Source organism: Actinoplanes cyaneus (genome assembly GCF_016862095.1).
Lineage (GTDB): Bacteria > Actinomycetota > Actinomycetes > Mycobacteriales > Micromonosporaceae > Actinoplanes > Actinoplanes cyaneus.
On the sequence record NZ_BOMH01000002.1, the window covers coordinates 329,466 to 351,580 of the forward strand.

The window sequence follows — 22,115 nt, forward strand, 5'->3', positions numbered from 1 at the left end:
GGGTACCGGACCGTCGTGGCTATTCGGTACCGAGGGCGGTCACCGGGCTGACCCGCGCCGCGCGCCGGGCCGGCAGCACCCCGGCGAGCGCGGTCAGCGCCACCAGCGCCAGGAACGCCACCACCAGCTGCCACACCGGCACCGCCAGCGGCGCGTTCACGCCGATCGCCTGAACGGCCAGCCAGGCGTACGGCACCCCGAGCGCCAGCCCGAGCACCGCGCCGATCACCCCGTAGAGCGCGGACTCGGCGGTGAGCATGGTCCGCAGGCCGCCCCGGGACATCCCGATCGCCCGGAGCAGCCCGGACTCCCGGGCGCGTTCCACCACCGACAGCGCGGTGGTGGCGCCGACCCCGACCACGGCGATCAGCACGGTCAGCCCGATCAGGCCGAGCGCGATGCCGAGCAGCGTGGCCAGGTCGTTGTTCAGGTCGTCACGCTGATCGGCGAGCACGGTCACGGTGAAGTCGCTGTCCCCGGCGCCGGCCGCGCGCATCGCCCGCAGCGCCTCGGTGCGCGCGTCCTCGCCGGAGCCCGCCGCGTCGGCCAGGATCCCGGAGTACGCGGTGCTCGCGCCCAGCGCGGTGAGGTCGCCCGGCGTCACCAGGAGCCCGGAGTGCAGGGGCGCGTCGTCGCCGAGCACCGCGGCCACCGTGAACGTGACCGTCTTCGTGCCGTTCTGCACGGTCACCGGGTCGCCGGCCTTGATGTCCGCCATCTCGGCCAGGTAGTGGGCGAGCACCGCGGAGCCCGGCTTCAGGTCGTCCAGCGACCCGGTCCGGACGTCCAGCTCCTTCAGCGCCGGCAGCGCGTGCGGGTCCAGGTCGGTGATCGCGGTGTTCTCGAACTGCGCGATCTTCGCCTTGTCCAGCCGCCGGTACGGCGTGACGCGCGTCAGCTCCTTGCTCGCCTTCGCCCTCTCGACGACCCCGGCGGGCAGGGTGGCGCCCTCGCCGCCGGTCAGCTCGAAGTCGGCCGGGGCGGCCGCGGCCAGTTCCCGGTTGCCCAGCGCCTGGATCGACGCGCCGCCGACCAGCACCCCGGCCACCAGGGTCACGCCGAGCGCGACCACCACCGAGACCGCGGCGGCCCGCCGGGCGCTGCCGCCGACTCCGCCGACCGCGAGCCGGCCGACCGGGCCGACGCGCCGCAGCGGCCAGCCGGCGACCGCCAGGACCGGCCGGACCAGCACCGGGCCCAGCGCGATCAGCGCCACGAAGGCCAGCGCGCCGGAGGCGACGACGGCCAGCAGCATCGTCTGGGCGTCGTAGTTCTCCTCGTTCGGGGCGGGCAGGTTGGTGTAGACGTACCCGGCCAGGGCCAGCGCGCCGGCCAGCGGCAGCAGCCCGGTGATCCAGCGCAGCACGCCGATCCCGGTGCGGGCGCCGGTGCCGGCCGCGGTCCGCAGCGCCTCCAGCGGCGCGACCCGGGAGGCGGAGACCGCCGGAGAGAGCACGGCGACCACCGAGATCACCACGGCGAGCAGCACCGTGCCGACCGCCCAGAGCAGCGGGAACCCGGGATTCTTCACGGCGCCGATCCCGAGGCCGCGCAGCGCCGCCGGAACCAGATAGCCGGCGGCCTGCGCCGCGACCACCCCGACGGTGCCGGTGACCACCCCGGTCAGCGCGCCCTCGGCGGCCAGTGCGCGGAACGTGGCGCCGCGGCCGGCGCCGACGGCCCGGAGCAGGGCAAGCTGGCGCATCCGCTGGGCGAAGACGATCCGGAACGTGCTGGCCGCGATCAGCCCGGCCGCGGCCACGGCGATCCCGACGAACATGCCGACCACCGCGAACAGCTGGTCGACCTGGGAGGCGGCGCGGCGGGCCTCCTCCAGCCGGACGTCGGCCCCCGTGGCCACCTCCGGCCGCTCGTCGGCCTTGGCGCCGGCGAACAACGCGTTGATCTTGTCGGCGACCTGACCGGCGTCGGCTCCGGCGTCCACGTCGATGTCGACCTGCTGGAGGTAGTTGTCGTTGGTCAGGGCGAACACGGTGGACGCGGGGGCGAACGCGTCGTAGCCGAAGTCCTCCGGCGCGTCGACCACGCCGACCACCGTGAGCGGCACCTTCTTACCGGTCCCGGGGTCGATCGTGGCGGTCGAGCCGACCGGCAGTGCGAGCAGCTGCACGGTTCGCGGCGTGACCGCGATCTCGTTCGCCGCTGACGGATAGCGGCCCTGGGTCACCGTGACCAGCGCCAGTGGCCCGCTGCCCGGGTCGGCGGTGATGTTCAGGTACTGCCCGCCCATCTGCCCGCCCATCCCCGTCCGGGGCGCGGTCCGGGAGACGCCCGGCATCGCGGTGATCGCGGCGAGCTGCTTGTCGTCGACGAGGCCGTTGCGGACGATCAGGTCGACCGCCTCCGGGGTGCCGCTGAGCCCGTCCAGGATGCTGCGCTGGGTGATCTGGTTGGCCAGCACTGTCGCGTAGACCACGAACGAGGCGACGAGCACCGCCAGGCCGGTGAGGAGCAGGCGCGCGGGGCGACGGGCGACGCCCGCCAGTTGCGTACGCAGAATGGTGTTCATCGGGCCGCCGCCAGGGACTGCAGGGCGTCGGTGACCGAGGCGATGTCCGGCTGGTGGATCTCCCCGGCGAGCCGGCCGTCGGCGAGCAGCACCACCCGGTCGGCGTAGGCCGCCGCGCCCGCGTCGTGGGTGACCATCACGATCGTCTGGCCCAGGTTGCGCGCCGAGTCGCGGAGCAGGCCGAGCACCTCGGCGCCGGAGCGGGAGTCCAGGTTGCCGGTCGGCTCGTCGGCGAAGAGCACCTCGGGCCGGGAGACCAGCGCCCGGGCCAGGGCGACCCGCTGCTGCTGGCCGCCGGAGAGCTCGCTGGGCAGGTGGCCGAGCCGGCCGCCGAGCCCGAGCGTGGTGACCAGCCGGTCCAGCAGTTCGGCGTCCGGCTTCTTGCCGCCCAGGTCGAGCGGCAGGGTGATGTTGCGCGCGGCGGTCAGCTGCGGCAGCAGGTTGAACGACTGGAACACGAAGCCGATCCGCTCCCGGCGCACCTTGGTGAGCACCCTGTCGGACTGCTTGGTCAGGTCGCTGCCGCCGAGCAGGACCTGCCCGGAGGTGGCCGTGTCCAGGCCGGCCAGGCAGTGCATGAGGGTGGACTTGCCGGACCCGGACGGTCCCATGATCGCGGTGAACCGGCCCCGCTCGAAGCCGACCGTGACCCCGTCGAGGGCACGTACCGCGGTGTCGCCGGAGCCGTACACCTTCACCAGGTCGACGGCCGCGACCGCCGCGAGGGCGTCGTGGCCGGCCTGTGGGGACTGCGTCTGCATGGAAAGCTCCAAGAAAGCTGGGAACCGGACGACGAAATCCTGATCGATCGGCCCCGGTCACCACATCGGCTCACAGGCAGGCTTCAGGTTCCCGCGGCTCTTACTTTCGGCCGATGGAGATCCGTCCCGGTCCGCCTACGCTGGGTCACGATGAACCGCATTCTCGTAGGTGTCCTGCAGGTCGCCGGGCTGGGCGTGATGGCCCTGCTCGGCCTGATCGACGTGGGCACCGGGCTGCTCGACAGCCCCGTCTTCCCGGTCCAGGTCGCGCTCGCGGTGGCCGTCGCCGCGGTCTGGCTGCCGCACTACCGGCCGCGCTCGACCCTGCTGCCGCTGGCCACCATCGGCATCTCCGGCGTCTCGCTGCTGGTCAGCGCGGGCCTGGCCGTCACCGACCCGTACGGCGGGCTGTGGGGCATCGCCGAATCGGCCGCACTGCTGGTCCTGCTGGTGCTGGTGGCCCGCAACGCCCGGCCCGACTGGGCGGTGCTGGCCCTGGTCACCGCCGGCGCCGCGGTCAGCGTGATGCCGCTGCGCGCCGGGCACACCGTCATCTACGGCACGTTCTGCCTGATCCAGGCCCTCGCCGCGGCCGGCGCGATCGCGCTCGGCGTGACCCTGCGGATGACCGCCACGAACCGGCAGCGTGCGCTCGACTCGGTCCGCGCCGAGCAGCGCGCCGAGTTCGCCCGCGACCTGCACGACTTCATCGCCCACCACGTGACCGGCATCGTCGTGCAGGCGCAGGGCGCCCGGTTCATCGCCGAGCAGGACCCGAAGCGCGTGCTGCTCGCCCTGGAGCAGATCGAGCAGGCCGGCTCCGAGACGATGGCGTCGATGCGCCGGATGGTCGGCGTGCTGCGCGACCCGCAGTCGAGCCCGGACGCGCCGCTCGCCCCGGTCTCCGGCGTGCCCGAGCTGGTCCCGCTCGCCGAGCAGTTCACCGCCGCCGGGGGGCCACCGGCCCGGCTGCACCTGGAGGGCGACCCGCACGGGCTGCCCGTCGAGATCTCCACCTCGGCGTTCCGGGTGGTGATGGAGGCGCTGACCAACGTCCGCCAGCACGCGCCGCAGGCCACTGCCGTCGACATCTGGGTGCGCCACGCCCGGGATCAGCTGCTCATCCGGGTCGCCAACGACGGCCCGGCGCCGCGTCCGTCGCTGGACCGCCCGGGGTACGGTCTGGTCGGCCTCACCGAACGGGTCCGCGCCGCCGGCGGCCGGATCAGCTCCGGGCCGGGCGTCGACGGCGGCTGGGTCGTCGACGCCGTGTTCCCCCTCTCCTAGGAGTCACCCACCGTGATACGCGTGCTCGTCGCCGACGATCAGGCAATGGTCCGCACCGGCTTCGGCATGATCATCGGCGCGCAGCCGGACATGGAGGTCGTCGGCGAGGCGGCGGACGGCGTCGAAGCCGTCGAAGCCGCCCGGCGCCTGCGCCCCGACGTGGCGCTCTTCGACATCCGCATGCCGAAGATGGACGGCCTCCAGGCGCTGCGCCTGCTCGCCGGCCCCGGCGTCACCGACCCGATCAAGGTCGTCGTGGTCACCACGTTCGACCTGGACGAATACGTGCACCAGGCGCTGCGCAACGGCGCCGCCGGCTTCCTGCTCAAGGACTCCGGCCCGGCGCTGCTGGTCGAGGCGGTCCGCGCGGCGTACTCCGGGGACGCCCTGATCAGCCCGTCGATCACCGTCCGGTTGCTGGAGCATCTGTCCCAGCCCGCGCCGACCGGCGACGACGGCGGGCTCTCCCCGCGCGAGTTGGAGGTCGTGCGGCTGATCGCTCGCGGACGCACGAACGCGGAGATCGCCGCCGAGCTGTTCATCTCGGTCGGCACGGTCAAGACCCATCTCGGCAGCGTCCAATCCAAGATCAGTCTCCGCAACCGCGTCGAGGTCGCCGCCTGGGCCTGGGAACGCCGCCTGGTCAGCTGAATCCGGCCGCAGCGTCCCGCCGCCGGGGCCCGCGGCGAGGCTGTCGGTCCGGGCCCTGCCGCGCTCCCCCGCCCGGCTGGTTCTCATGGGCGTTATTCGTCCCTCATAACGCCCATGAGAACCAGCCGGAGCCTCGCCCGCGCCGCGTGCCTGCCGTGCGCCGGCCTCGCGTGGGCCCGGCCGGACGCCAAGCCGCGGTGGGTCCCCGCAGTGACGCGGTCACGGTTGTCAGCTGGTTCTCATGGGCGTTATTCGTGCCTCATAACGCCCATGAGAACCAGCTGGGGCCTTGCCCGCGCCGCAACCCGGACCACAGCGGACGTCGCGAGCGGGCCACGGCGGGCGTGGCCAGCGGGGCGGCGGACGTCGGAGCGGGCGGGCGCGGCGGGTGGGGTGGTGGTGGGGTGGTTGATCAGGTTACGGGGGCGAGGGCTTCGGACGGGGTACGGGTGGGACGGGTCGACAGCCAGCAACCGGCGACGATCAGGAGGAAGCCGGCAACCGTGCCCACCCCGACCGGCTCCTGGAGCAGCGTCACCCCGAGCAGCGCCGCCACGACCGGGTTCACGTAGGTGACCAGGCCGGCCTTGTTCGACCCGGCCAGCGCGATCAGCCGGTAGAACGCCAGCAACGCCAGCGCCGTGCAGAGCAGGCCGAGCCCGGCGAGGGCCAGCCAGGAGTCCGCGCCGACGGCGCCCGGGGACGGCAGCCGGAACACCGCGAACGGGAGCAGCACCACCGTGCTGATCGTGGTGGTCGCCGCGGTCAGCGCGTCCGGCGGCACGTCCGAGAGCCGCTGCTGCACCAGCTTCGTCGCGTAGGCGTAGGAGAGCGCCGCGAGCAGCACCATCCCCGCGCCGATCAGCCCCCAGCTGTCGCCGGAGACGTCCAGCCCGACGAGCACCACCACTCCGAGGAACCCGGCGACGAGACCGGCGACCCGGATCCCGGTGATCGGCTCGGCGTTCGCCATCAGCAGTGCGATCACCACCGGCTCGATCGCGATCAGGATCCCGGTCAGCGACGAGCTGATGTGCGTCTCACCGTACGTGATCAGCAGGAAGGGCCCGACGATGTGCACGGCCGCGAGCCCGGCGACCGGACCGAGCCGCCCGCGCAGAGCGCCGAGGCTTCCGCGGAGCAGGGCGACCGGCACCAGGGCCGCGGCGCCGATCGCACACCGGCCGGCCACGACGAGCAGCGGCGACAGGTCGTCGATCGCGATCTTGATCAGGAAGTACGGGATGCCCCACAGCACGGACACGAGCACGAAGAGAAGCCAGGCAGGACGATTCACGTGGACCAGCCTTCCCCCGTACGGTAGTTAGCGGTAGTGGTGACTTGGCGAAGACGTACTAAGGAAAACTGATGATCGACTCACGGCGGTTGCAGGTCCTCTCGTACGTCGCCCGGCACGGGAGCTTCAACCGGGCGGCCGCTGAGCTGCGGCTCACGCCGTCCGCGGTCAGTCAGCAGATCAGCGCTCTGGAGCGGAGCCTGGGCACGCCCGTGGTCCGGCGCAGCACCCGCGGCGTGGAGCTGACCGAGGCGGGCCTGGTCCTGATCGACGCCGCCGAGGCGATCAGCGCCGAGCTGCTCACCGCCCAGCGCGAGATCGACCGGCTGGCGACGGCCCGGACCGGGGTGCTGACCGTGGCGACGTTCACCAGTGGCGGCCAGCGGCTGCTGCCGGCCGCGCTGACCAGCTTCACCGCGGCGCACCCGGGTGTCGAGCTGACCGTGATCGAGAGCGAGCCGGAGCAGAGCCTGCCACTGGTCCGGTCGGGCGCCGCCGAGCTGGCCCTGGCGTACCACTTCACCGGCCCGCCCCCGATCACCGAGGGTGACCGTTCGGGTCTGGTGTGGACGCCGATCCTGGACGACCCGATGTTTATCGTGATGCCCGCCGATCACCGGCTCGCCGGCTCCTCGTCGCTGGGCATCGCGGAGCTCGCCGACGAGCGCTGGGTGCACGGCTGCGCCGGCCAGAGCGACATGATCGAGCACTACGCGGCGCTGGCCGGCGTCGAGTTGCGCGTCGCCTGCCGCGGGACGGATTACCAGTTCGCGCAGTCGCTGGTCCGCGCCGGCGTCGGCATCAGCTCGATCCCGGAGGTCGCGGTGACGGCCGACCCGACCGGGCTGGCCGCGGTCCCGATGCGGCCGCCCGGCCCGTGCCGCCACATCGGCGTCGTCACCCCGAAGCGCCGCCCGTCCGCCCTGGCCCTGGCCCTCGTGCGCACGTTGCGCGAAGCCGTGACCCAGCTCCCGCCCAACCCTTTGACCTGCCGCTGACCCACGGGAACCGGCTGACAGCGTACGGACGAATCGGCTCTCAAAGGGTGATCCAGTAACGCTTGATCGTGCCGATCTCGGTGTCCCGGATGTCCTCCAGGACGCCGCCGGCGTTCTCGATCGTGCGCGCCGACCCCACGTTGTCGACGTTGCAGGTGATCAGCACGCGGCCGAGCCCCAGCCGCCGCGCCTCGCCGAGCATCTCGCCGAGCGCGAACGAGGCGAGCCCGCGGCGCCGCGCCGAGGGTCGCACGCCGTAGCCGATGTGCCCGCCGGCCCGCAGCAGGAAGTCGTTGAGCTCGTGCCGCAGCCCGACCGCGCCCAGGTAGCGATCCCCCTCGACGATCCACCGGAACGTGCAGTGCACCCAGCCCTCGGGCACCGGCAGCGCGTGGTTCTCGGCGGCGAGCAGCCCGTCCACCCACGCGGCGAAGCCCTCGGGCGTGTCCAGCTCGAGACCGGGCCGCAGGCCGGCGCCGTCCTGATGGACACCGGTGCCCCATTCGTCGCGCGAGGCGAGCCAGCTCTCCCGGAGCCGCACGGTGGGGCGGATCAACTCAGGCATGCCGCCGACCCTATCCGCCGGCGGCCAGCCGGAGCAGCCGCTGGATCTGAGCCTGGCGCGTTTCGATCATCCTCGTGGCAAGCTTTCTCGCCGGCGGGTACGACCCGGACCCGGACTCCATCCGCAGCGTCTCCATGCCGTTGTGGAGATTCCCGAGCAAAAGGCTGATGAGCGTACGGTCGAAGTCCGCCCCCTGCGCGGCGGCAAGCTCCCGGCGATCCGTGTCGCGCAGCGCGTGCAGGTCCCCGTGGCCCGCGTGCGCCCCCGCCGACGGGTCGGCCGTGACCGGTTTCGCCCAGCCGAGCAGCCAGCGTTCCATGGTGCCGCTCTCGCTCGCCCATTGACCGTGCAACTCGTCGGCGATCGCCCGGATCTGCGGGTCGCCGGCGCGCGCCGAGGCGAGGGTGACCAGTTCCTGCCCCTCGGCGATCTGCGCGAGCCCCATCTGCAGGAACATGATGTCGACCTCGTTCACCGCAGGAACGGAGTTCACCGCCGTGGTCTCCGGCGCTTTCTCCGCCGGGGCGGAACAGCCGGCCGCCGCGAGCAGGATCAGGAGCCCGGCCAGGGCGGCCCGGCGGACCGGACCGCCCCGATTCCCGAGGAAGGTCATGACTACAGCGCGGTCCACAGGGCCGGCACGTTCGGCGGCTCCCACCCGTTCAGTGCGGTGTGCGTCTGCCGGCACCGGTACGACCGGCCGGCGTAGGTGACCACGTCGCCCGGCTGGTAGGTCGTCCCCGCCGCCCACGTCGTGCTTCCCGAGGTCGGCGGCGGCGTCGTCGGCGTGGCGGTCGGCGTGGGCGAGGCCGTCACGGTGGGGGTGGGCGCCGGTGTCGATCCGCCGCCGATGTTCAGGTCCACACAGGAGTAGAACGCGTTGACCGTGTCCGCGATGTTCCACCGGGCAAGCACGGTCTGCCGCCCGCTGAACCCGCGCATGCTGACCGTGTGCGACTTGGTCGCGCCCGGCTGCGCCCCGCCGTCGTTGAACGACGCCAGCAGCGTGTTGCCGATGAAGTACTCCCAGGTCGCGGTCGAGTGCCGCGCGGTCAGCACCCAGTTGAAGGTGACCGTCTGACCGACACTCGCCGCCGGCCAGTTCCTGCTGTTGTCGGTGAGCACAGTGAAACGGCTGCCGCCTCCGTTGCACTGCGTGGACCCCTTCGGGGCTTCGACGCTCTGGGGTTCGTAGACGATGTCGCCGCAGTTCGCGACCGCGCCACTGGCACAGTTCGCCTGACGGCTGGGCGGGGAGGAGATGTAGCCGTGCGCGAACGCCGGGGAAGCGGCCACGAACAGCGATCCGAGGACCGCCGCGACGGTCAGCGCGGGTAGGGAGAAACGACGTCTCATCAGGCGCTCCTTGCTGAGAACGGGGGACGACGTGTTCATCAACGTAAATGAAATCCACTTAACAGTAAAGACTGTTAAGGATTCTTTAGGGCAAGACCCAAACCCGATCAAAAGCCCTTTCCCGTACGTCGTGAAACCGACCGCCCCGACCCGCGTCACCGTCTCAGATGTCCCGCCGCCGGAAGGTCACGAACGCCGCGACCAGCAGAGCCCCGGTGGCCGCCGCCAGGACGGCGAACCCGGGCCAGGGATCTAGCATCGCCGGGTCCCGCGTCGTCGCCAGGATCCGCAGCCCCGCCGCCGTGGGCCAGTACCCGATGACGAACCGCGCCAGCACCTCCGGCATGGCGTTCGCGAACACCGGAACCAGCAGGCCGCCGACGATCACGCTGGTCACGGCCGCCGCCGTGGACCGCGTCAGCACCCCGGCAGCCAGCCCGAGCAGCCCCGCCGCGCTCAGGTACAGCCCGGCGCCCGCCACCGCCCGCAAGGCCCCGGGATCGCCCAGCGAGGCGTGCGGGACACCCTGACCCGCGATGGCCGCCTGCCCGGCCAGGAAGGCGAACAGCGCTGCCACCACCCCGGTGACCAGCACGAACCCGGCGACCAGCAGCGCTTTCGCGGCCAGCATCCGGGCGCGGCGCGGTGCGGCGGCCACGGTGACCCGCAGCGACTCGGTCGTGAACGCCAGCACCCCGAACACCGCCGCCGCGATCTGGGCGACGATCACCCCGGTGAGACCGGCCCGGACCGGGTCCCACGGTTGCGCGCCGTCCCACTGCCGAGCTTGCGCCGTCGCGATCATCCACCCGAACAGCACGGTCACCCCGAGCAACGTGATCAGGCACCAGACCGGCGACCGCAACGACCGCATCTTGATCCACTCCGACCTGATCATCGCGGGCTCCCGTACTCGACCGCGTCCGCGGTGGCCGACATGAACACGTCCTCCAGCGACCCGCGCCGCGAGCTGAGCTCGGTGATCACAACCTGCTCGGCCAGCGCGATCCGCCCGACCGCGGCCGCTTCCAGGCCGCCGACCAGCAGCGCCCCGTCCGGCCGCTCCCGGACCACGGCCCCGGCCGCCCGCAGCGCCCGCGCGAAGCCCACGGCGTCGACCCGGACCAGCAGCTCGGCCGGCGAGGCCCCGTCCAGGAACGCCGCCAGCGACGTGTCCGCGATCAACCTCCCCCGGCCGATCACGACGAGGTGATCCGCGGTCAGCTCCATCTCGCTCATCAGATGGCTGGACAGCACCACCGTCCGGCCCTCCCCCGCCAGCTCCCGCATCAGCCCGCGCGCCCAGGCGATACCGGTCGGGTCCAGCCCGTTGATCGGCTCGTCCAGCAGCAGCACTCCCGGATCCCCGAGCAGCGCCGCGGCGATCCCGAGCCGCTGCTTCATGCCGAGCGAGTACGTCCCGGCCCGCCGCCCGGCCACCTCGGCGAGCCCCACCCGGTCGAGCACCTCCGCGACCCGTTGCCGTGGCAGCCGGTTGCTCGCCGCCAGCGCGCTCAGATGCGCCCGCGCCGACCGGTTCGGATGCACCGCCTGCGCGTCCAGCAGAGCCCCGACCTCCCGCATCGGCGACGCGCAACCCGCGAAGTCGCGGCCGTTCACCCGTACCCGCCCGGCGGTGGCCCGCTGCAACGCGAGCGCGACCAGCATCGTGGTGGTCTTGCCCGCGCCGTTCGGACCGAGGAACCCGGTCACCCGCCCCGGCTCGAACGTGCATGTCAGACCGTCAACCGCGACGGTCTCGCCGTACCTCTTGGTCAGCTCCTGGATCTCCAGCATGAACCGACGGTGCCCGGTCGTCCTGACCGTTCCCGCAGACTCCCTGAGCGTGCTCTGAGTGCGCCGGCAGCGACACCCGGAACAGGGCGCCGCCGCCGGCCGCGTCCCGCACCTCGGCGTCGCCACCGTGCGCGACGACCAGCGACCGCACGATGGAGAGCCCCAGCCCCGACCCGCCCGCACCGCTGCGGGCGCGCGAGGACTCCCCCCGATGGAACCGCTCGAAGATCCGCTCCCGCTCCGCCTCCGGAACCCCGGGCCCACTGTCCGCGATCTCCAGAATCGCCCGGCCCCCGGCACACCCCACCCCGATCCGCACCGGCCCGTCCGCCGGCGTGTGGGCGTGGACGTTGCCCACCAGGTTGACGACGACCTGCCGCAGCCGCGCCTCGTCCCCGAGCACCGGCGCCGCCCCCGGTGGCCCGGCGCCGCCGACCCCGGTCAGCGTCACCGCCCGACCCGGCTCCAGCGCTTCCAGCTGGTCCCGGGCGTCGGCGGCCAGCGTCCGCAGATCCATCGGCTCGCGGTCCAGCACCGGCCCGGCGGCCGGCTCGTCCAGCCGGGCCAGCAGCAACAGGTCCTCCACCAGCCGGGTCAGCCGCCGTGCCTCGGTGTCGATCCGCCGCATGGTCCGGTCGATCTCCCCGGGCGAGGACGACTCGCGCATCAGGTGCAGCTCCGCCGACCCGGCGATCCCGAACAGCGGGGTCCGCAGTTCATGCCCCACATCCGCGACGAACCGCCGCATCCGCGCCTCGGACGCCGCCCGCGCCCCGAACGCCCGCTCGATCTGCGCCAGCATGTCGTTGAGCACCGCGGTCAGCCGTGCCACCTCGCTGCCCGGCGGCCCTCTCACCGGCACCCGCCGCTGCAGGTCACCGGCGGCGATCGCGGCCGCGGTCCGCTCGATGGCCCGCAGCGGCCGCAGCGCCGCCGGCACCCCGAACCACCCGGCCGCCCCGAGCACGACGACCAGCGCCGCCTCGGTCAGCGCACAGAACACCAGCAGCCGGGTGAGGATGTCGTCGACGGCCGCGAGCGAGGCGCCCACCACCACGACGCCGCCGCCGGCCCGGGGCAGCACCGCCAGGCGCCAGGCCGAGCCGTCCTGGCCCGTGGCGCCGAACACCGGCGCGCCGCTCCGGTCACGCAAGGCCGCGGCCGGCGGTGGCGTGCTCCCCGACCGTCCCGCCTCCGCCGCGCCGGCGACCCGCCCCGACTCGTCGAGGTAGGTCACCGCGAGATCGTCGATCAGATCCAGCCCGCCGAGCAGCTGATCACCGCGCTCGGCATCCGACCGGCTCAGCAACTGCGGGTTCAACCGGGCCATGAGCTGCCCGAACGCGGAGACCTGGCGATCCACCCGATCGACCAGATGCACCCGCAGCTCGCGCAGCACCAGCACATCGCTGATCAGGATCCCGACCGTCAGCAACCCCAGCGCCACCACCAGCAGCCGCACCCGCAGCGAGCCCCGGAACCTCACGGGCGCGGCCCTCGCAGCACGTATCCCGCCCCGCGCCGGGTCTGGATCAGCTTCGGCTCGGCGGTGTCCACCTTGCGCCGCAGATAGGACATGTAGGTGTCCACGATGCTGGTGTCCCCGGCGAAGTCGTACCGCCAGACCCCGGCGAGGATCTCTGCCTTGGACACCACCTGACCGGCGTTGGTCATCAGGAACTTCAGCAGCCGGAACTCGGTCGGCGACAACCGCACCGGCTGCCCGCCCCGGCTCACGTCCTGGGTGTCCGGGTCGAGCGTGAGATCGCCGACGACCAGCGCGCCGTCCCCGGACCGGCGCAGCACCGCCGTGATCCGCGCGATCAGCTCCCGCAGGTGGAACGGCTTGGTCACGTAGTCGTCGCCACCCACCGTCAGCCCGGCGATCTTGTCGTCCGGGGCGTCCTTGGCGCTGAGGAAGAGCACCGGAACGCGCACCCCGGCAGCCCGGAGCCGCCGGAGCACCTCGAACCCGTCCATCCCGGGCAGCATCACGTCCAGCACGACGAGGTCGGGCGGCTCCCGGACCGCGGCCGCGACCGCCTCGGCCCCGGTCGCCGCGGAGCTCACCGCGAACCCGGCGAAGCGCAGCGCCTCGGAGAGCAACTCGCGCACGGTCGCCTCATCGTCCACAACCAACAGCCGCCGCATGCCCGAACCCTATGGCGGCTCCCCGGTAAAACCCGGCCATGCTTGGAGAACTCTCAGACTCCGCCCTGGTTGTTCAGCGGCGAAGCATCCGGGAGCCGGAGACGGCGACCAGGATCGCGGCGGACGTGACCAGGCCGACCAGCACGGCGACGGTGGGCCAGACCCTGAGCGCGGCGGCGGTGAGCAGCGGCGGGACGGTCATGCCGGCGTAGGCGACGAGGAAGACTCCGGCCAGCGCCTCGCCTCGCCGCTCCGCGTCGGCGACCGCGGCGACGGTGCCGAGGGCGGCCCGGAACAGGATGCCGATCCCCGCGCCCGCCACCCCGCCGCCGGCGAGGAACAGGGGAAGCGAGGCGACGACGGCGGCGACCCCGATGAGCCCGAGCCCGAGCGTGGCCAGCCCGATGGCATACCCGATCTGGGGGCGCGTCGCCATCCGCGCGGTGACGACCTGCGCGAGGGCCGCCGCCATGAAGACGACGAACGGCGCCAGGCCGGCGAGCAGGTGCGAGTGCCGCCCCAGGAGACCGACGAGGAAGGTCGAGGACAGCCCCATGAACGTGCCGAAGACCGCGAACGCCCCGAACGCCGCCGCCGCGGCCGCCCAGAACGTGCCCCGCCCCGCCGCCGGCACCGCGACGCGCTGCGGCCGGTAGGCGTGCCGCTCCGCACGGCGCTCGACCGTCTCGGGGACGAACGCGACCAGGATCCCCTCGACGGCCAGCAGGACGGCGAAGGCCACGTAGGGCGTGACGAGCGGTCGCGGGGACCAGGTCGCGGCGAACCCGCCGATCAGCGGGCCGAGGCCGATGCCGCCGAGGTTCGCGAAGGTCGACACCAGCGTGACGCGGCCTCGGGCGTGACCGGCCGCGGCACCCAGCTCGGCGAGGTACGCGGTCGCCGTCGCGGTGAGAACGCCGACCCCGAGCCCGCTGACGAAGCGGGCCACGATGAGCCCGGCGACGTCGTCACGGACCAGGAAGAGGAGCGCGGCCACCAGGTTGAGCAGGAGCGAGCCCAGGATCACCCGCCGGCGCCCGAGCCGGTCGGAGACATGGCCCGCGAGATACAGACTCAGCATGACCCCGACCGCGTACGCCGCGAAGATGACCGTGAGAACGATCGTCGGGAAGCCGTCACGCTGCTGGTAGATCGCGTAGAGCGGGGTCGGGACGGCGCAGAACGCCAGCTCGGTGCCGAAGGCGAGCGCGATGATCCGGAACCCCGCCCCGTGCGGGAGTCGTCGAGTGGCTGAAGGTTCGGCCGGAGCCGCGGTGGTGGTCACTACTGCATGCTCGGCGGCCCGCTGTCATCGTGTCCAACGCATACTCTTGTTCACTGTCATCGACCGGAACGATGGAGCGGCAGGCGAAACGATGGAAACCCGACTGATCCAGTACGCGATCGCGGTCGCCGACGAGCTGAGCTTCACCCGCGCGGCGCAGCGGGTCTACGCGGCGCAGTCGACCGTCTCCGCCGGTGTTCGCGCCCTGGAGCGGGACCTCGGCACCGCCCTCTTCGAGCGGGACCAGCGCGGGGTGCGGATCACCCCCGCCGGGGAGGCGGTGCTCCCCGCGCTCCGAGCGCTCGCCGACGCCGAGGCCCGTGCCCGCACGGCAGCCGACCCGCGCGGCGAACTGCGGGGCGAGCTGCGCATCGGGGTGTTCTCCAGCGTCAGCTACCTCGCGATCCCGCGCGTCATCGGCGCCTTCCACCGCGACCACCCGCTCGTCGACCTGCACCTGCGCGCCTCCCCGTCCGGCTCGGCGGAGCTCGCCGACGCCGTGCGGCGGGGGCGGCTCGACCTCAGCCTGTACGGGCTCCCGGCGGCCACCGCCCCGGGCCTCGCCGTGCACCGGCTGGCCACCACTCCCTACGCGGCCGTCCTCCCGGTCGGCCACGAGCTGGCCTCACGCGCGTCGATAACGCTGGCGGACCTCGCGGACGAGCACTTCGTGGACGCGCCGGCCGGTTTCGGCAACCGGGACGTCCTCGACGCCGCGCTCGGCGCCCGCGGGATCGTGCGCGACGTCCGGGCCGAGGCGACCGAGACCAGCGCGATCCCGGTCTTCGTCGCGAACGGCCTGGGCATCGCGCTGCTTCCCGAGCTGCTGATCCCGCCCAGCGAGGGCGTCGCGGTCGTCCCGCTGACCGAGCGCATCACCTGGGACTTCAGCGTCGTGACCCGGACCTCGATCGGCGAGGCGACCGCCGCGCTGCTCGAGCAGTTGCTCGCCGCCTATTGACCCGCTCCGCCGGCTGGCTCCACCGTTCGAGCGGACTTTCCGTCAGGCCGGCCGGCTCCACCCCGCGACAAAGCTCGCTCACCTGCTCGAGTCTTCTTGTCGGCGGCCGGATCACACCACCGACTCCAGGCCTCGGAACACCGTCACGCCCCATGGGCGACCGTGCCGTGGCCGGCTCCCGGTCATGCCGATGTGAGTGCGGTGAAGCCAGGTGAAGGTTCGGTGATGCCCATTTACTTCCGGCGCAAGTGATGACCGATCTCGGCCGCTACGCCGATCGGTTCACGCTTGTGTCGAGTCGAGTGGCTTCCGTAAAACGTAGTTGAAGCCGAATTCAGTCTCGCTCGTGCGTACGTCCACATATCCCAATCGCTGGTAGAACCCGTGCGCGGTGATGCTTGCGCCGGTTTCCATGTAGTCGTATCCATTCTCCACAGCCAGCGCCTCAATGTGCTGCATGAGGCGCCGCCCCACGCCGTGGCCGATCATCCGCGGCTGGACGAACATCGTGAAAACCTTGTTGCCGTCACGGGAGACCGTGCCGACAACAGCGCCCTTGTCAACGGCAACGAACATCTGTCGCTCCTCGGCAAGTTGCTCTATCCGCTCGGCGGAGAAGTGCGCAGACATACGCGCGATGATCGCTTCCGAGTAATCGCGACTGTTGACCTCCTGCAGGCATCGCACTATGACGTCGCTGACGGCGGCACTGTCGCCGGCTCGGAACAGGCGGATTTCAACCATTCCCGCATTCTGCCGTTCCTCCGGGTACGAAGGAAGTGAGCAGGCGGGACAACCGTACTCACATGCCGCAGATCCGAGCGGGCGGTCGTGGGTCCTCGTCTGCCGCTGAGCGAGCGATGCCGGCCGTGTGAACGGTGCCGCTCGCGGTCACGGTGATGGTGGCGGGCTCGCTGCTGACCCGCGGCCGGGTGCCCGTGGACGTGGGCGCGACGATGCTGGCGGCTGCACGCCCCGGGAGTCTCTTTAAAGAAACTTTAAGGAACGCTTGCTCAGCGTCATGAACTGCTGCCACATCATCGCTCGTATCTCTCGGCACAAGCAGTACCGAAACGAAGAGGAGCCGTGCATGTATCGACGCGGAGTCAGCAGCCGGACGCGCAAGCTGGTGATTGGAGGTGCCGCCGCAGCACTGCTCGGCTCGGCGCTCGCGGTCGGCACGGGGATGGGCCAGGCCGCCGTCCAACCCGGAGCCGACGCGGGCCAGGGCAACGCCGGAGCCAGCGCCGGCAACATCAACGCTCTGGTGCCGGCGCTGGGTTTCAGCCCGGGCAATCCGAACGCGACGGCCGACCGCGTCGGCCCTACCGGGGTGAACGTTCCCGGTCGCTGCCCACCCACTCAAGCCCAGGTGAACGCGCAGGTAGCGCTCAAGAACGCGAACCTCCCGAGTGGAACGGACCTCGAAAGCCGCATCCAACGGTTCGAGAAGACCCTGTCGGCGATTCAAGACTTGAAATGCCCCGCATCTTCCACGACTTTGCTGGGCCGCTTGAAATCCTTGACCGCGCTGCGCGGAAACGCGAACCGCGATAACATCCTGCGCGGTTTGGGCTTGAACGAAACACCAGCGGACAAAGCCGCGGGAAATGCGGCGCCGCAAAACGCGCCAGCGAAATGAGCGGCGCCGCGGACAACGGCAACCTGATCCTTCGCGGATCCTGATCCACCGCACGGAACCGCCTCGCCGGAGGCCCTCGAACCAGTGGGGGTCTCCGGCGCGTCCGTGTGTGGGCCATGCGCGCGGTGACCGAAACCACGGTGGCGGCCGGCCCGACGCCGGCCCGGATCAGGCGCGGCGCTCCAGGAAGTCGTACACGTCCCGGTTGTCGACGCCCGGGAACGTGCCCGGCGGCAACGCCGCGAGCAGGTGGGAGTGCACCCGCGCCGACGGCCAGGCGTTGCCCGCCCACCGGTCCACGAGCTGCGCCGGGGGACGCCGGCAGCAGTCGGGGTCGGGGCAGTGCGAGACGGTTCGCCCGGAGACGTCGCCGCCCCGGAACCAGCGGGCATGCTCGTACGGCGTCCCGACCGTCACCGAGAACTCCCCGGACCGGGTCGACTCGACGTGGACCGTGCACCAGTACGTCCCCGCCGTCGTGTCGGTGAACTGGTAGAACGACGAGTACGGGTCCTCCGCCTCGAACACCGTCCGCGACGCCCACTTGCGGCAGACCGGCTGCCCCTCGATCGCCCCGGTCACGTCGGAAGGGAAGCGCACGTTGTCGTTCTCGTACGCCTTGTAGACGATGCCGCTCTCGTGCACCCGCGCGAAGTGCACCGGGATCCCGAAGTGCTGGGTGGCCAGGTTGGTGAACCGGTGGGCCGCCGTCTCGTACGACACCCCGAACGCGTCCCGGAAGTCGTCGATCGCGAGGGCCCGGTCGGCCTTGGCAGCGGTCAGGAAGTCCACGGCGAACTTTTCCGGCATCAGCAGCGCCGCCGCGAAGTAGTTGACCTCGACGCGCTGCCGCAGGAAGTCCCCGTAGTCGGCGGGATCGTTGTGCCCGAGCACGAAGTGTCCGAGGGTCTGCAGCACGACGCCGCGCGGGTCGTGTCCCTTCCCGCTGGCCACCTGCGGCAGGTAAATTCTGCGGTTCTTCAGGTCGGTGACGGAGCGGGTCGAGCTGGGCAGGTCGTTCACGTAGTGCAGGGTGAACCCGACCTGAGCGGCGATGTCGAGGATCCCGCGCTGTGACAGCGGGCCGGTCGGGTGCCGTACGGACAGCAGGATCTTGTTGGCCGCGGCTTCGATCTCGGCGAAGTAGTTGTTGCGTTTACGCATGTCAGCCCGCAGTTGTGCGTTGGCGCGCCGGGCCACCTCGGGGGTGGCGCTCTGCTCGGTCAGCACGCGGTTCAGCTCGCGGTGCAGCCCGATCAGCGACTCCAGCGCGTCCGCCGGCAGCCGCCGCCCGCCCTTGACGACGGGCAACCCGAGAGCGGAATAAGCCGGGTTCTTCTGCAGGTGGGTCAGCTCGATCTCCTGCGCGGCCCGCCGCGACGGCGCCTCGGCCCGCAGCAGGTCCTGCATCGTCACGTCGAGCGCGCCCGCGATCGCCTGCAGGACCGAGAGCTTGGGTTCCCGCTTGCCGTTCTCGATCAGGGAGAGCTGGGACGGCGCCCGGCCGACCGCCTCGCTGAGCTGGTCGAGGGTCATGCCTTTGACACGTCGCAAATGCCGCAGACGCTGACCGAGGGTCACAAGGTCGACAGAGTCCGAAGATGAAGCCGTCACGGGTTTCACGCTAACAGAATTTTCGCACTTCTTCTTCTCACAAAGGTCTTCAGAGGGGCTGGTGGGATCCGTGAGAGTGAAGTTCTTCCAAACGGAAGACGCGACAGGGTACGAAAGGGATCACCGATGACTGAGCTTGCCGAAACCAGGGGCGGTACCGCTGCGGACCTCACTCAGGCGTGGGCCAGCGACCCCCGTTGGGCGGGTGTGAAGCGCACCTACACCGCGGAGGACGTCGTCCGGCTGCGGGGCACCCTGCAGGAGCGCCACACGCTGGCCGAGCGCGGCGCCGCGAGACTGTGGGAGCTGCTGCACACCGAGGACTACATCAACGCCCTCGGTTCCCTCACCGGTGGCCAGGCGACCCAGATGGTGCGCGCCGGCCTGAAGGCGATCTACCTGTCCGGCTGGCAGGTTGCGGCGGACGCGAACCTCTCCGGGCACACCTACCCCGACCAGTCGCTCTACCCGGCGAACTCGGTTCCCGCGGTGGTCCGGCGGATCAACAACGCGCTGCTGCGCGCCGACCAGATCGACACCTCGAACGGTAAGTACGAGCGCGACTGGTTCGCCCCGATCGTCGCCGACGCGGAGGCCGGCTTCGGTGGCCCGCTCAACGCGTTCGAGCTGATGAAGGCCATGATCGCGGCCGGCGCGGCGGGCGTGCACTGGGAGGACCAGCTCGCCAGCGAGAAGAAGTGCGGCCACCTGGGCGGGAAGGTCCTCATCCCGACCCAGCAGCACATCCGCACCCTGAACGCGGCCCGCCTGGCGGCCGACGTGGCCGGCGTGCCGACGCTGGTCATCGCCCGCACCGACGCCCTGGCCGCGGACCTGCTCACCACCGACGTGGACGAGCGCGACCAGCCGTTCCTGACCGGCGAGCGCACCGCCGAGGGCTTCTTCCGGGTCCGCCCGGGTGACGACGCGGCGATCGCCCGCGGCATCGCCTACGCCGAGTACGCCGACATGCTGTGGGTCGAGACCGGCAAGCCGGACCTGGAGTTCGCCCGCAAGTTCGCCGAGGCCGTGCACGCCGTGCACCCCGGCAAGCTGCTCTCCTACAACTGCTCGCCGTCGTTCAACTGGAAGAAGAACCTGGACGACGCCGACATCGCCCGCTTCCAGAAGGAACTCGGCGCGATGGGCTACAAGTTCCAGTTCGTCACCCTGGCCGGCTTCCACGCGCTCAACCACTCGATGTTCGAGCTGGCCCGCGGTTACGCCGAGACCGGCATGACGGCGTACGTGAAGCTGCAGGAGGCCGAGTTCGCGGCCGAGGCCGACGGCTACACCGCGACCAAGCACCAGGCCGAGGTCGGCACCGGTTACTTCGACGCCGTCTCCACCGCCCTCAACCCCGATTCGTCCACCACGGCGCTGTCCGGCAGCACCGAGGCCGAGCAGTTCTGATCCACCGACAGGGCAGGGAGATCTGATCATGGGTGCCGAAGAGATCACCATCACCGGAACCACCGCCGACCGATACTCCGAGATCCTGACCCCCGAGGCCGTCGCGTTCGTGGTGGCCCTCGACCGGGAGTTCGGCGCACGCCGGGTGCAGTTGCTGGAGCGCCGCCGGCGCCGCCGCGCCACCCGCACCACCGACCTGGACTTCCTGCCCTCCACCCAGCACGTGCGGGACGACCGGTCGTGGCAGGTCGCCCCGCCGCGACCGGACCTGATGGACCGCCGGGTGGAGATCACCGGGCCGCCCGAGCGCAAGATGACCATCAACGCGCTGAACTCGGGCGCCCGGGTCTGGATGGCCGACTTCGAGGACTCCACATCGCCCACCTGGGAGAACGTGATTCTCGGCCAGGTCAACCTGAAGGACGCGCTGGACGGGACGCTGGGCTGGACCGCTCCGGACGGCCGTGAGTACCAGGTCGGCGAGCGGCTGCCGACGATCATGGTGCGCCCGCGGGGCTGGCACCTGCCGGAGTGCCACCTGCGGATCGGCGGGCGCGCGGTCTCCGCGTCGCTGTTCGATTTCGGCCTGTACCTGTTCCACTGCGGCCGCAAGCAGATCGATCGCGGCTCCGGCCCGTACTTCTACCTGCCGAAGCTGGAGTCGCACCTGGAGGCCCGCCTCTGGAACGACGTCTTCGTCTTCGCCCAGGACCTGCTCGGCATCCCGCGCGGCACGATCCGGGCCACGGTCCTGATCGAGACGATCAACGCGGCGTTCGAGATGGACGAGATCCTCTTCGAGCTGCGCGAGCACTCGGCGGGCCTGAACGCCGGCCGCTGGGACTACCTGTTCAGCATGATCAAGAACCGGCCGGACGTGGTCCTGCCCGAGCGGTCCCAGGTCACGATGACCGCGCCGTTCATGCGGGCCTACACCGAGCTGCTGGTCAAGACATGCCACCGCCGCGGCGCGCACGCGATCGGCGGGATGGCCGCGGTCGTCCCCAGCCGTGACCCGGTCGCCGCGAAACGCGCGCTCAACCAGGTCCGGCAGGACAAACGCCGCGAGGTCGGCGACGGCTTCGACGGCTCCTGGGTGGCGCACCCGGGCCTGGTCGACACGTGCCGCGAGGTGTTCGACCAGTGGCTCGGCGACGAGCCGCACCAGATCGTGCGCAAGCGTGACGACGTCCGGGTCGGCGCCACCGACCTGCTCGACGTCAAGGCCGCCGACGTGTCGGTGAGCGAGGTGGCGCTGCGCACCAACGTCAGCGTCGCCCTGCGCTACATCGCGTCGTGGCTGGGCGGGCGCGGCGCCGTCGCGCTCGGCGGCCTCATGGAGGACGCCGCCACCGCCGAGATCTGCCGCGCCCAGCTCTGGCAGTGGATCTCGTCGGGCACCCCCACCGACTACGGCGTCCCGGTCACGGCCGCCCTGGTCACCCGGATGCTGCGCGAGGAGCTCGACGTCCTCAGCGAGACCGGTGCGCTGGACGAGGAGGCGGCCCGGCTCTTCGGCCAGGCCCGCATGCTCCTCACGGTCCTGCTCACCGAACGGACGTGCCCGGAATTCCTGACCCTGCCGGCATATCTACGGCACCTGTCGGGAGGGTCGGTTCCGGTCACCGCCCAGGCTACTGTCGCGGCCTGACGCGGTGAGGTGAAGCCGGGGCAGCCCTCCGACCTGCCCCGGCTTCACCGCAGCCTTTCACCGGCCGGCGTCTCCAGTGAGACGCCGGCCTTTCCCGTGCCCGGAGATCAACGTCAAGATCTTCATGTCCTACGTCCGCCGTGGTCCGGGCCGCCG

At 71.7% G+C, this 22,115-nt stretch carries 20 protein-coding genes; 7 read left to right on the forward strand and 13 right to left on the reverse strand.

All coding sequences use genetic code 11. The features are described 5' to 3' along the window. Positions 1–19: 19 nt before the first annotated feature. Both Acy02nite_RS02410 and Acy02nite_RS02415 read right to left on the reverse strand, forming a co-directional pair. Positions 20–2,530 carry an FtsX-like permease family protein gene (locus Acy02nite_RS02410; RefSeq protein ID WP_203738080.1) on the reverse strand — a complete coding sequence of 837 codons (2,511 nt, stop codon included), beginning with the start codon at positions 2,528–2,530 and terminating at the stop codon, positions 20–22. After that, positions 2,527–3,291 carry an ABC transporter ATP-binding protein gene (locus tag Acy02nite_RS02415; RefSeq protein ID WP_203738081.1) on the reverse strand — a complete coding sequence of 255 codons (765 nt, stop codon included), beginning with the start codon at positions 3,289–3,291 and terminating at the stop codon, positions 2,527–2,529. Before Acy02nite_RS02415 ends, Acy02nite_RS02410 begins: the two co-directional genes overlap by 4 nt. 150 nt (positions 3,292–3,441) lie before the next feature. Between Acy02nite_RS02415 and Acy02nite_RS02420 the strand changes: the two genes are divergently transcribed. After that, a complete protein-coding gene (locus Acy02nite_RS02420) occupies positions 3,442–4,578 on the forward strand; it encodes a sensor histidine kinase (RefSeq protein WP_203738082.1) in 1,137 nt (378 codons plus the stop codon). A 12-nt stretch (positions 4,579–4,590) separates the two neighbouring features. Further along, positions 4,591–5,229 (forward strand): response regulator, encoded by a 639-nt coding sequence (locus tag Acy02nite_RS02425; protein WP_203738083.1) that lies wholly within the window; start codon positions 4,591–4,593, stop codon positions 5,227–5,229. 412 nt (positions 5,230–5,641) lie between these two features. Here the strand turns inward: Acy02nite_RS02425 and Acy02nite_RS02430 are convergent, their stop codons facing one another. Beyond that, the gene (locus tag Acy02nite_RS02430) at positions 5,642–6,526 is read right to left on the reverse strand and encodes a DMT family transporter (RefSeq protein ID WP_203738084.1); all 885 of its coding nucleotides are present in this window, start codon (positions 6,524–6,526) and stop codon (positions 5,642–5,644) included. Between the two features lie 71 nt (positions 6,527–6,597). On the opposite strand from Acy02nite_RS02430, the gene Acy02nite_RS02435 reads away from it, so the two are divergent. Next, positions 6,598–7,524, forward strand: coding sequence for a LysR family transcriptional regulator (locus tag Acy02nite_RS02435; RefSeq protein ID WP_203738085.1), 927 nt, complete (start codon positions 6,598–6,600; stop codon positions 7,522–7,524). Between the two features lie 40 nt (positions 7,525–7,564). Here Acy02nite_RS02435 and Acy02nite_RS02440 read toward each other — a convergent pair whose 3' ends face one another. The 8 genes from Acy02nite_RS02440 to Acy02nite_RS02475 all read right to left on the reverse strand — a co-directional run bounded on the left by Acy02nite_RS02440 (position 7,565) and on the right by Acy02nite_RS02475 (position 14,678). Next, positions 7,565–8,089, reverse strand: coding sequence for a GNAT family N-acetyltransferase (locus tag Acy02nite_RS02440; RefSeq protein WP_203738086.1), 525 nt, complete (start codon positions 8,087–8,089; stop codon positions 7,565–7,567). 10 nt (positions 8,090–8,099) lie between these two features. Beyond that, on the reverse strand, positions 8,100–8,702 hold the full coding sequence (locus Acy02nite_RS02445; protein WP_203738087.1) for a DUF305 domain-containing protein: 603 nt from the start codon (positions 8,700–8,702) through the stop codon (positions 8,100–8,102). Between the two features lie 2 nt (positions 8,703–8,704). Beyond that, positions 8,705–9,445 carry a lytic polysaccharide monooxygenase gene (locus tag Acy02nite_RS02450; protein WP_203738088.1) on the reverse strand — a complete coding sequence of 247 codons (741 nt, stop codon included), beginning with the start codon at positions 9,443–9,445 and terminating at the stop codon, positions 8,705–8,707. 163 nt (positions 9,446–9,608) lie between these two features. Further along, a complete protein-coding gene (locus Acy02nite_RS02455; protein ID WP_203738089.1) occupies positions 9,609–10,343 on the reverse strand; it encodes an ABC-2 transporter permease family protein in 735 nt (244 codons plus the stop codon). Further along, positions 10,340–11,242: an ATP-binding cassette domain-containing protein gene (locus Acy02nite_RS02460; RefSeq protein ID WP_203738090.1), complete on the reverse strand. Its 903-nt coding sequence runs from the start codon at positions 11,240–11,242 to the stop codon at positions 10,340–10,342. Before Acy02nite_RS02460 ends, Acy02nite_RS02455 begins: the two co-directional genes overlap by 4 nt. Next, entirely contained in the window at positions 11,190–12,728 is a 1,539-nt protein-coding gene (locus Acy02nite_RS02465; RefSeq protein WP_203738091.1) for a sensor histidine kinase, read from the reverse strand. Before Acy02nite_RS02465 ends, Acy02nite_RS02460 begins: the two co-directional genes overlap by 53 nt. Then, the gene (locus Acy02nite_RS02470) at positions 12,725–13,393 is read right to left on the reverse strand and encodes a response regulator transcription factor (protein WP_203738092.1); all 669 of its coding nucleotides are present in this window, start codon (positions 13,391–13,393) and stop codon (positions 12,725–12,727) included. The genes Acy02nite_RS02465 and Acy02nite_RS02470 overlap by 4 nt, the downstream gene beginning before the upstream one ends. Positions 13,394–13,466: 73 nt before the next feature. Then, on the reverse strand, positions 13,467–14,678 hold the full coding sequence (locus tag Acy02nite_RS02475) for an MFS transporter (protein ID WP_203738093.1): 1,212 nt from the start codon (positions 14,676–14,678) through the stop codon (positions 13,467–13,469). 91 nt (positions 14,679–14,769) lie between these two features. Between Acy02nite_RS02475 and Acy02nite_RS02480 the strand changes: the two genes are divergently transcribed. Further along, the gene (locus Acy02nite_RS02480) at positions 14,770–15,639 is read left to right on the forward strand and encodes a LysR family transcriptional regulator (RefSeq protein WP_203738094.1); all 870 of its coding nucleotides are present in this window, start codon (positions 14,770–14,772) and stop codon (positions 15,637–15,639) included. 282 nt (positions 15,640–15,921) lie between these two features. Here the strand turns inward: Acy02nite_RS02480 and Acy02nite_RS02485 are convergent, their stop codons facing one another. Then, positions 15,922–16,383, reverse strand: a complete 462-nt coding sequence (locus Acy02nite_RS02485) for a GNAT family N-acetyltransferase (RefSeq protein ID WP_203738095.1) — start codon at positions 16,381–16,383, stop codon at positions 15,922–15,924. Between the two features lie 346 nt (positions 16,384–16,729). Between Acy02nite_RS02485 and Acy02nite_RS02490 the strand changes: the two genes are divergently transcribed. Next, complete coding sequence (locus Acy02nite_RS02490) at positions 16,730–17,281, forward strand: hypothetical protein (protein ID WP_203738096.1); 552 nt, start codon at positions 16,730–16,732, stop codon at positions 17,279–17,281. A gap of 168 nt (positions 17,282–17,449) precedes the next feature. Here Acy02nite_RS02490 and Acy02nite_RS02495 read toward each other — a convergent pair whose 3' ends face one another. After that, a complete protein-coding gene (locus tag Acy02nite_RS02495) occupies positions 17,450–18,904 on the reverse strand; it encodes a helix-turn-helix domain-containing protein (RefSeq protein WP_307872269.1) in 1,455 nt (484 codons plus the stop codon). Between the two features lie 117 nt (positions 18,905–19,021). On the opposite strand from Acy02nite_RS02495, the gene aceA reads away from it, so the two are divergent. Further along, the gene (aceA, locus tag Acy02nite_RS02500) at positions 19,022–20,308 is read left to right on the forward strand and encodes an isocitrate lyase (protein ID WP_203738098.1); all 1,287 of its coding nucleotides are present in this window, start codon (positions 19,022–19,024) and stop codon (positions 20,306–20,308) included. Between the two features lie 28 nt (positions 20,309–20,336). Next, the gene (gene aceB / locus Acy02nite_RS02505; protein ID WP_203738099.1) at positions 20,337–21,959 is read left to right on the forward strand and encodes a malate synthase A; all 1,623 of its coding nucleotides are present in this window, start codon (positions 20,337–20,339) and stop codon (positions 21,957–21,959) included. The last annotated feature ends 156 nt before the right edge of the window (positions 21,960–22,115 follow it).

Excerpts from the sequence above, each read along its gene's own strand:
- Acy02nite_RS02445 (WP_203738087.1), bottom strand. The coding sequence starts at position 8,702 with ATGACCTTCCTCGGGAATCGGGGCGGTCCGGTCCGCCGGGCCGCCCTG.
- Acy02nite_RS02410 (WP_203738080.1), bottom strand. The coding sequence starts at position 2,530 with ATGAACACCATTCTGCGTACGCAACTGGCGGGCGTCGCCCGTCGCCCC.
- Acy02nite_RS02485 (WP_203738095.1), bottom strand. The coding sequence starts at position 16,383 with ATGGTTGAAATCCGCCTGTTCCGAGCCGGCGACAGTGCCGCCGTCAGC.
- Acy02nite_RS02480 (WP_203738094.1), top strand. The coding sequence starts at position 14,770 with ATGGAAACCCGACTGATCCAGTACGCGATCGCGGTCGCCGACGAGCTG.
- Acy02nite_RS02435 (WP_203738085.1), top strand. The coding sequence starts at position 6,598 with ATGATCGACTCACGGCGGTTGCAGGTCCTCTCGTACGTCGCCCGGCAC.
- Acy02nite_RS02440 (WP_203738086.1), bottom strand. The coding sequence starts at position 8,089 with ATGCCTGAGTTGATCCGCCCCACCGTGCGGCTCCGGGAGAGCTGGCTC.
- Acy02nite_RS02490 (WP_203738096.1), top strand. The coding sequence starts at position 16,730 with ATGTATCGACGCGGAGTCAGCAGCCGGACGCGCAAGCTGGTGATTGGA.
- Acy02nite_RS02450 (WP_203738088.1), bottom strand. The coding sequence starts at position 9,445 with ATGAGACGTCGTTTCTCCCTACCCGCGCTGACCGTCGCGGCGGTCCTC.
- Acy02nite_RS02415 (WP_203738081.1), bottom strand. The coding sequence starts at position 3,291 with ATGCAGACGCAGTCCCCACAGGCCGGCCACGACGCCCTCGCGGCGGTC.
- Acy02nite_RS02455 (WP_203738089.1), bottom strand. The coding sequence starts at position 10,343 with ATGATCAGGTCGGAGTGGATCAAGATGCGGTCGTTGCGGTCGCCGGTC.
- Acy02nite_RS02460 (WP_203738090.1), bottom strand. The coding sequence starts at position 11,242 with ATGCTGGAGATCCAGGAGCTGACCAAGAGGTACGGCGAGACCGTCGCG.
- aceA (WP_203738098.1), top strand. The coding sequence starts at position 19,022 with ATGACTGAGCTTGCCGAAACCAGGGGCGGTACCGCTGCGGACCTCACT.
- aceB (WP_203738099.1), top strand. The coding sequence starts at position 20,337 with ATGGGTGCCGAAGAGATCACCATCACCGGAACCACCGCCGACCGATAC.
- Acy02nite_RS02470 (WP_203738092.1), bottom strand. The coding sequence starts at position 13,393 with ATGCGGCGGCTGTTGGTTGTGGACGATGAGGCGACCGTGCGCGAGTTG.
- Acy02nite_RS02420 (WP_203738082.1), top strand. The coding sequence starts at position 3,442 with ATGAACCGCATTCTCGTAGGTGTCCTGCAGGTCGCCGGGCTGGGCGTG.